We start from the raw sequence: 7,988 nt of genomic DNA on the forward strand, positions 1-7,988 counted from the left end.
GCCTGCCCTCGGTATGGCGCGTTGTGCAACGTCGGTGAATGCCCGGAAGAGCGACACCCATTGGTTTTGATTGAACATCAGGCACGTTAAGGCTGCCTTAAGTTTGCCGGCCAACAATCCAGTCCAGCCCACCAGTCATTGAGACTTCATGATGGAACTGCCCTGGATTGATCAGATGCACGTACTGGCCCGTATCGGCCGTGAGCCGGCCTACACCCTGCAACTGGCGCTGGCCGGACAGGGTGAGCGGCGTCAGGCGCTGGAGCACTTTATCCAGCAGCGTTTTGCCGTACAGCACGCCGCCCGGGTTCGCCACTTCATGCCCTGCCTGCTGGGCCTGCATGACGCCCGGGGAGATGTCCAGGCCACCGTTGGCCTGCGTAGCGCCCAGGGACAGCCGCTGTTTCTCGAGCGCTACCTGGATCAGCCCATCGAACAGCGCCTGGCCACGCGCCACGGCGCGGCAGTGCCCCGCGAAACGATTGTCGAAGTCGGCAACCTGGCGGTAGGCGGCAGAGCATCTGCGCGCCTGCTGATCGTGGCGCTGACCGATCTGCTGGTCGCTCAGGGTTTCCAGTGGGTGGTGTTTACCGGGACGGCGATGTTGCTCAACAGCTTCACGCGGCTGGGGCTCTGTCCTCTGCCCCTTGGCCCTGCCGACCCGCAGCGCATGGGGGCCGAGCTGGCTGACTGGGGCAACTACTATGCGGGACAGCCGCAACTGATGGGCGGAGCCATTCTGCCCGGCCATCAGCAGTTGCTGCGCCAGGGCCTTTATGCACGCCTGGCCTACCAGCCGTTGTTCAGCCTTGACGAGGTGGCCCATGCTGCCTGCAGCTGAACCGTTATGGCGTTGCCTGGCGCAACACCAGGGCATCGCGCTGAGTGATGGCCAACGCTCGCTGAGCTATGCCCAGCTCGCGGAGCAAGTCAGCAAGCGGGCCCGTCTGCTGCAGCGCCACAAGGTACAAAGGGCAGCCCTGGCCCTGGATAACAGCCTCGACTGGGTCATCTGGGATCTGGCACTGCTGCAGGCGGGGCTGGTCTGCGTACCCTTGCCGGGCTTTTTCTCCGCCAGCCAGCAGGCGCATGTCTTGCAGGATGCCGGGGTTGACTGCCTGCTCGGTAACGAGGGGGCCCTGAGCCAGACCCACGGCTTTCAGCCGCATGGCGACGGGCTGTTGCTGCGCACCCCCGCGCAACGCCCGCGGCTACCCGCAGGTACTGCAAAGATCACCTACACCTCAGGCACCACCGGGCAGCCCAAGGGGGTATGCCTGAGCGCGCAAATGCAGCTGGCCGTCGCCGACAGCCTGCATCAGGCCAGTCGTAGCTGTCAGGTGCAACGTCATCTGTGTGTCTTGCCTCTGGCGACACTGCTGGAAAATATCGCCGGGATCTACGCGCCACTGCTGGCAGGCGCCTGTATCGAATTGCGTCCAGTCGCGCAGATTGGCCTGCAAGGGGCAAGCGGCTTCGATCTGCCACGCTTTATCGAAACCTTGCACGCCGTGCGCCCACACAGCCTGATCCTCCTGCCCCAACTGCTGCTGGCCTTGGTCAGCGCCGCCGAACAGGGCCTGACCCACGCCGCAGAGCTGCGCTTCATTGCCGTCGGCGGCGGCCGTGTCGCGCTGCAGGTTCTAAGACGCGCCGAGCAGCTGGGACTCCCGGTATTCGAAGGCTACGGCCTGTCGGAATGTGCTTCGGTGGTCTGCCTGAACAGCCCCGGCGCCAGGCGCCCTGGCAGCGTGGGACGGCCACTGGCGCATGTCGAACTGCGCATCGCCGAAGACGGCGAGGTCCTGGTTCGCGGCGCACAGATGCTCGGTTATCTCGGCGAGCCTGAACACCACGGAGAATGGCTGGGCACAGGTGACCTGGGGCAACTGCACGAGGGATTCCTCACCCTGTACGGTCGCAAAAAGCATCAGTTCATTACCGCCTATGGTCGTAACGTCAATCCCGAATGGGTCGAGGCGGAGCTGATCCAGCAGCCCTCCATCGCCCAGGCCTGGCTGTATGGCGAGGCCCTCCCCGGCAACCTGGCCGTGCTGGTGCCGCGCCAGCCGGGTTGTAGCGACACGGTGCTTGCCGAAGCCGTTGCCCGGGTCAATGCCGACCTGCCGGACTACGCCCGGGTGCACCACTGGATACGCGCCAGTCAGCCCTTCCATGTCGATAACGGCCTGGCCACAGCCAACGGCAGGCTTCGCCGTGGCGCCTTGCTGAAACATTACCAATCGGCCATTCAGGCCCTCTCGCACTAACGTCGAGGTACACCATGCAATTCTTTGATCAACTGCAATATCAGACCAGCGACGCCCGCGAATACCTGCTCGGCGCTCCCGTCATCCATGCCGCGCTGACCGGCACGGCAAGCCGCGAGCAGTACCTGGCCTTTCTTGCCCAGGCCTACCACCACGTCAAACACACCACACCGCTCCTGATGGCCTGCGGTGCACGGCTGCCCGAGCGTCTGGAGTGGTTGCGCGAGGCCACCGCCGAATACATCGAGGAAGAGCTTGGCCACCAGGAATGGATCCTCAACGATATCCGCGCCTGTGGTGGCGATGCCGAAGCCTTTCGCCAGGCGCAACCGGCCTTGCCCACCGAGCTGATGGTGGCTTATGTCTACGACCGCATCGCACGCCACAACCCGGTCAGCTTCTTCGGCATGGTCAACGTGCTCGAAGGCACCAGCATCGCCCTGGCCACCCAGGCCGCCAACGTACTGCAGGATCGTCTGGGCTTGCCGGCGCAGGCATTCAGCTACCTGACTTCCCACGGCAGCCTGGATCGCGAACACATCGAATTCTTCAAAGGCCTGATGAATCGTCTCGATGATGAGCACGACCAGGCCGCCATCGTGCACACCGCGCGCGTGGTCTACCGCCTGTATGGCGACATGTTCCGCAGCCTGCCCGCCTGAGGAGCCACGCCATGCAACTCACAGCGTGTCGTGCCCTGATCAGCGGAGCCAGTGGCGGGATTGGCCAGGCGCTGGTCGAGCAACTCTGCGCCGGCGGCGCCCAGCTCCTCCTGACAGGTCGCGACCAGGCCGCACTGGAGGCCTTGCAGCAACGCTTTCCCACGCAGATCAGCCTGGTCTGTGCCGATCTGTCGCAGGCTGACGGCCGTGCCCAGGTGGTGCATGCCGCCCGGGCGTTTGCCCCCCTCAACTGCCTGATCAATGCCGCCGGGATCAACCAGTTCTGCCTCTTTGCCGAGCAGGATGAACAGGCCATCGATCGCTTGATTACGCTCAATGTCAGCGCTCCCTTGCAACTGACCCGGCAACTGTTACCGCTGCTGCAGGCCCAGCCGCAGGCGCTGATCGTCAACCTGGGCTCCATTTTTGGCTCCATCGGCCACGCCGGGTTTAGCACCTATTGCGCCAGCAAGTTCGCCTTGCGCGGTTTTTCTGAAGCCTTGCGTCGTGAACTCGCGGACAGCCCTGTCAGGGTCCTCTACCTGGCGCCACGCGCCACACGCACAACCATGAACAGTGCCCGGGTACAGGCCATGAATGAAGCCTTGCAGGTCAGCATGGATGAGCCCCAGCAGGTCGCCCGACAGATCTGCCAGGCGATCATTCATGAACAGCCTGAACGCTACCTGGGCTGGCCGGAAAAACTCTTCGTGCGCCTCAACAGCCTGTTGCCGAGGCTGGTTGACAAGGCCGTGCGCGGCCAACTGATGACCATCAAACGCTTTGCGGGCCGCACCTGAATCCGCCCCAATCCTGTCTTACCGAGGAGAAACCGATGAAAAGCCTCCGTTTACTGAGCGGCCTGCTGCTCGCGCTGCTTACCCTGCCCGTTTTCGCTCTAAGCGCAGAGCAACAGGCACAACTGCAACAGATCCAGACGCGCTGGGCAGAGATCAACTACCAGTTGCCGGCCGCGCAACGTGAGCAGGCGTTTGCCCGGCTGGCAAGCGACACTGAACGTGCGCTGCAGGCCAGCCCCGCGGCCACTGAACTGCGCATCTGGCATGCCATCGTGCTGAGCACCTGGGCCGGGGCCAAGGGTGGGCTGGGTGCGCTGAGCCTGGTCAAACAGGCCAAGGGGGAACTGGAGCAAGCGCTGCAGGAAGATGACCAGGCACTGCAGGGTTCGGCCTATACCAGTCTGGCCAGCCTGTACTACCAGGTGCCGGGCTGGCCGATTGGCTTTGGTGATGAGCAACGTGCTGCCGAACTGTTCCAGCATGCGCTGCGCATCAATCCCCAAGGGCTGGATCCCAACTATTTTTACGGTGACTTCCTGCTGCGCCAGAAGCGCTACGCAGCAGCCCACGCTGCACTGAGCAAGGCACTGGCAGCCGCCGACCGACCAGGACGGCAGCTGGCTGATGCCGGACGCCGTGCCGAAGCACGCGCGCTGCTTGCACAAGTCCAGGAAAAAATGAAATAACCGCCGCCTGTTACGGCGGCCAGACAGGCCACGAGGTCACCTATGCGCATTTTGCTGGTTGAGGATGATCGCCCGCTGGGCGAAGGCATCCGTACCGCACTCAAGCCTGAAGGCTATACGGTTGACTGGCTGCAGGATGGCGCCAGTGCCCTGCATGCACTCAGCCATGAGAGCTTCGACCTGGCCATTCTCGACCTCGGCCTGCCCAGACTGGATGGTCTGGAAGTGCTCAAGCGCCTGCGCGCCGCTGCCAATGCCGTACCTGTTCTGGTACTGACCGCCCGCGATGCCACCACAGACCGCATTGCCGGGCTGGATGCCGGAGCGGACGATTATCTGGTCAAGCCGTTCGATGTCGACGAACTCAAGGCGCGCCTGCGTGCCTTGCTCAGGCGGCGCTTCAATCGACCCGAACCCACCCTAGAATACCGCGGTATCGTGCTTGATCCGGCCAACCAGCAGGTTAGCTACCAGGGCACCCCTGTCCCCCTGCCCCGCAAGGAGTTTGCCCTGCTCCACGAGTTGCTTGCCCAGCCCGGGCGGGTCATGACCCGTGACCGCCTGCAACAGGCGCTCTATGGCTGGGAAGAAGAAGTCGAAAGCAATGCCCTCGAAGTGCACATCCACCATCTGCGCAAGAAGTTCTTCCCCGAGCTGATTCGCACGGTGCGCGGTGTCGGCTATCTGGTGGACAAATGCTGATGCGCTCCATACGCCAGCGTACCCTGGCCCTGCTGCTGAGCATCCTGCTGATCTCTCTGGGGCTGATGTCCTGGCGCAGCTACCAGGACGCCCAGCATGAGATCGAGGAACTGTTTGATGCACAGCTGGCGCAAAGCGCACGCCTGGTGCAAGGCCTGGTAGGCCACGACATGGATCAGCCCACCCGCCAGGCGCTGCAGGCGGCACTCGACCAGGCCGTGCATACGCAGCGTCGCCACGACATGCCCGGGCACGATTACGAAAGCAAGCTGGGCTTTCAGGTAGTCAGCCTCAGCGCCGGTACGCTGCTGCAATCTGCCGGCGCCCCTGCCGGCGCCCTGTCAGCACTGCGCCGTGCCGGCCAGGCTAGGCACGCCACGTCCCTGGCTGACGGCTATCACAATGTCATGCTGGATGGCCGGGGCTGGCGCCTGTTCGTGTTGCACGACGCCGTTGACGACCTGTGGATTCTGGTCAGTGAACGGGAGGATGTGCGTGGCGAGCTGGTCAGCAAGATTGCCCGGCGCAGTCTGCTTCCTGACTTGCTGGGCTTGCCGCTGCTGGCCCTATTGATCTGGCTGGCGGTCGGCTGGGGACTGCGTCCACTGGCAGACATGGCACGCCTGCTCAAGCAGCGTGATCCTGACAACCTGGCACCGCTGCGCCTGCCGCCGCTGCCCCTGGAACTGGAGCCGGTCGCGGCCTCGCTCAACCGCCTGCTGCTGCAGGTCAATCAGTTGCTAGACCGGGAAAAACGCTTCATCGCCGATGCGGCTCATGAGCTACGCACGCCCCTGGCGGTCTTGCGCATCCACGCACAGAACGCCTTGCAAGCCACCAGCAGCAACGTGCGCGATGAAGCGCTGGGCCAGTTGCTGCATGGCGTAGACCGCGCTACGCGGATCGTCTCGCAACTGCTCACCCTGGCGCGCCTGGAACCCAACGCCCAGCAACATCATGCGGCACCGTGCAACCTGCTGGCCCTGACCCGGGAAACACTCGCCGAGCTCATCCCCCTGGCCCTCTCGCAAGGCCAGGAACTGTCACTGGAAGCTGACGAGCAGGCCGACATGCAGCTTTATGCAGATGCCGCCAGCCTGGCGATATTGCTGCAAAACCTGGTGGGCAATGCCTTGCAGTACACACCCGCCGATGGACAGATCATGGTCCGCCTGCAAGCCCTTGAAGACCGCCTGATTCTGGAGGTGGCCGACAGCGGGCCGGGAATTCCCGCCGAAAGCCGCGCGCAACTGTTTGAGCGTTTCTTCCGCCTCGGTACAGGACAAGGGGCCGGCCTGGGCCTGTCGATTGTCGCGCGAATCGCCGAACTGCACGGCGCCGACATCGCACTGCTCGACTCCCCGCTGGGTGGCTTGCAAGTCCGTGTCAGCTGGCCGCGCCAGCCTGCCTGACTTGCGAAAAACAGCACTGAATAAAAAAGCCCTGCACGTGCAGTAATGCTGTTCACTTAAGCATTTGAGCCCTGACGGGGCTTCCCCGAAAATCCGATGTCAGGTCCCTGGCATCGGATTTTTTATGTCTCTGCAACAGCAACTGCTCGACTTAGGTGAACTGTTCAACTTCTCGGATCTGAGCACCTTCACCCAAAACATCCCGATCGAGTGGGTGGCATCCGCTCTGGACTTGTCCGCCCAGGCCACCATAAGGCGGCGGCGTCTGCCCAGCGATCAGGTGCTCTGGCTGGTGCTTGGCATGGCCTTGTTCCGTGACGAGCCGGTGCATGAGGTCGCACGACGCCTGAATATCTGTGCCCAGGGGCTGGCCTCTCACGACCTGCTGGCCCGAAGCGGTGTCACCGAGGCGCGTAAACGATTGGGTGCCGATCCGGTTGAGTGGCTGTTTCGTCAGACGGGTAACCAGTGGGGTTGCGAGCGCTATGAGGGCGATACCTGGCAGGGCCTGCAAGTATTGGCCGTGGATGGCGCACTCCTGCGCACCCCAGACACGCCTGAACTCCGAGAGCATTTCGGCTCCGGCAATACCTCCACCGAGCGCCAGACGCCGTTTCCCATGCTGCGACTGGTAGCCCTGATGAACGTGCGCTCGCACCTGATTCTGGATGCGCAGGTGAGTCCCTACCGGCGCAGTGAGATGCGCTTGGCCGATGAGTTTATGCAGCAGATTCCCAATCAGTCGGTGACGCTGTTCGATAAGGGCTTCTGGAGTGCCGACTTGCTGTTGCGCCTGGGCGCCGCAGGGGAAAGCCGGCACTGGCTGATTCCGGCCCGCCAAGGGCTGGTTGGCGAGGAAGTCGCTCGTTACGGCAAGGGCGATCGTTTGCTGCGCATGAAGGTGTCGGCACAGGCACGAAAGCGCAACCCCGACCTGCCGACGCACTGGGAGGTACGTGAAGTCAGCTACGCCGTGAAGGACAAGATCAAGACAGTGCTCACCTCGCTGCCTGCGGATACTTACAGCGCCAAGACCATCGCCAAGCTGTATCAGGAGCGCTGGGAGATCGAGCTGGGCTTCCGGGATATCAAAAGCTCTCTGCAGCAGAATGCGATGACCCTGCGCAGCAAGGTAACGGAGCTGGTCTACCAGGAGGTCTGGGGCTTGTTGTTGGCCTACAACATCATCCGCCGCGAAGCCGGTCAGGCAGCCGTCGCCTTCGGCCGCTCTCCGGGCGACATCCGCTTCAAACCAGTAGCTCAATACATCGCCGTGCAATTGATCGTGATGGCGGCGGCCAACCCGATTTCAGCAACAGGAACACGATTGTCGGAGCTGAGAGCAGGAATCGGTGGGCTGTTTCTGGATCACCGTCCAAGGCCATCAAGACCAAGGACGGTGAAGATCTCAAAGACCCGTTATCCAGTGGATCGAAAGGCTGCTCCGCTTAAGTGA

8 protein-coding genes are annotated in these 7,988 nt (G+C 63.0%); all 8 read left to right on the forward strand.

Going from position 1 to position 7,988, the window contains the following annotated elements:
• Positions 1 to 151: 151 nt before the first annotated feature.
• The 8 genes from CW360_RS09570 to CW360_RS09605 all read left to right on the forward strand — a co-directional run bounded on the left by CW360_RS09570 (position 152) and on the right by CW360_RS09605 (position 7,988).
• On the forward strand, positions 152 to 841 hold the full coding sequence (locus tag CW360_RS09570) for a thermostable hemolysin (RefSeq protein ID WP_101193545.1): 690 nt from the start codon (positions 152 to 154) through the stop codon (positions 839 to 841).
• Positions 825 to 2,270 carry an AMP-binding protein gene (locus tag CW360_RS09575; protein WP_101193543.1) on the forward strand — a complete coding sequence of 482 codons (1,446 nt, stop codon included), beginning with the start codon at positions 825 to 827 and terminating at the stop codon, positions 2,268 to 2,270. The genes CW360_RS09570 and CW360_RS09575 overlap by 17 nt, the downstream gene beginning before the upstream one ends.
• Before the next feature lie 14 nt (positions 2,271 to 2,284).
• Positions 2,285 to 2,932 carry an iron-containing redox enzyme family protein gene (locus CW360_RS09580; RefSeq protein WP_093986601.1) on the forward strand — a complete coding sequence of 216 codons (648 nt, stop codon included), beginning with the start codon at positions 2,285 to 2,287 and terminating at the stop codon, positions 2,930 to 2,932.
• A gap of 11 nt (positions 2,933 to 2,943) precedes the next feature.
• Complete coding sequence (locus tag CW360_RS09585; RefSeq protein WP_093986600.1) at positions 2,944 to 3,732, forward strand: SDR family oxidoreductase; 789 nt, start codon at positions 2,944 to 2,946, stop codon at positions 3,730 to 3,732.
• 35 nt (positions 3,733 to 3,767) lie between these two features.
• Positions 3,768 to 4,418 (forward strand): tetratricopeptide repeat protein, encoded by a 651-nt coding sequence (locus CW360_RS09590; RefSeq protein WP_093986599.1) that lies wholly within the window; start codon positions 3,768 to 3,770, stop codon positions 4,416 to 4,418.
• Between the two features lie 42 nt (positions 4,419 to 4,460).
• Positions 4,461 to 5,120 carry a response regulator transcription factor gene (locus tag CW360_RS09595; protein ID WP_093986598.1) on the forward strand — a complete coding sequence of 220 codons (660 nt, stop codon included), beginning with the start codon at positions 4,461 to 4,463 and terminating at the stop codon, positions 5,118 to 5,120.
• On the forward strand, positions 5,114 to 6,532 hold the full coding sequence (locus CW360_RS09600) for a sensor histidine kinase (RefSeq protein WP_101193544.1): 1,419 nt from the start codon (positions 5,114 to 5,116) through the stop codon (positions 6,530 to 6,532). Before CW360_RS09595 ends, CW360_RS09600 begins: the two co-directional genes overlap by 7 nt.
• A 124-nt stretch (positions 6,533 to 6,656) precedes the next feature.
• Positions 6,657 to 7,988 (forward strand): IS4 family transposase, encoded by a 1,332-nt coding sequence (locus CW360_RS09605; RefSeq protein ID WP_170307333.1) that lies wholly within the window; start codon positions 6,657 to 6,659, stop codon positions 7,986 to 7,988.

The organism is Pseudomonas fluvialis (assembly GCF_002835605.1).
Classification (GTDB): Bacteria; Pseudomonadota; Gammaproteobacteria; order Pseudomonadales; family Pseudomonadaceae; genus Aquipseudomonas; species Aquipseudomonas fluvialis.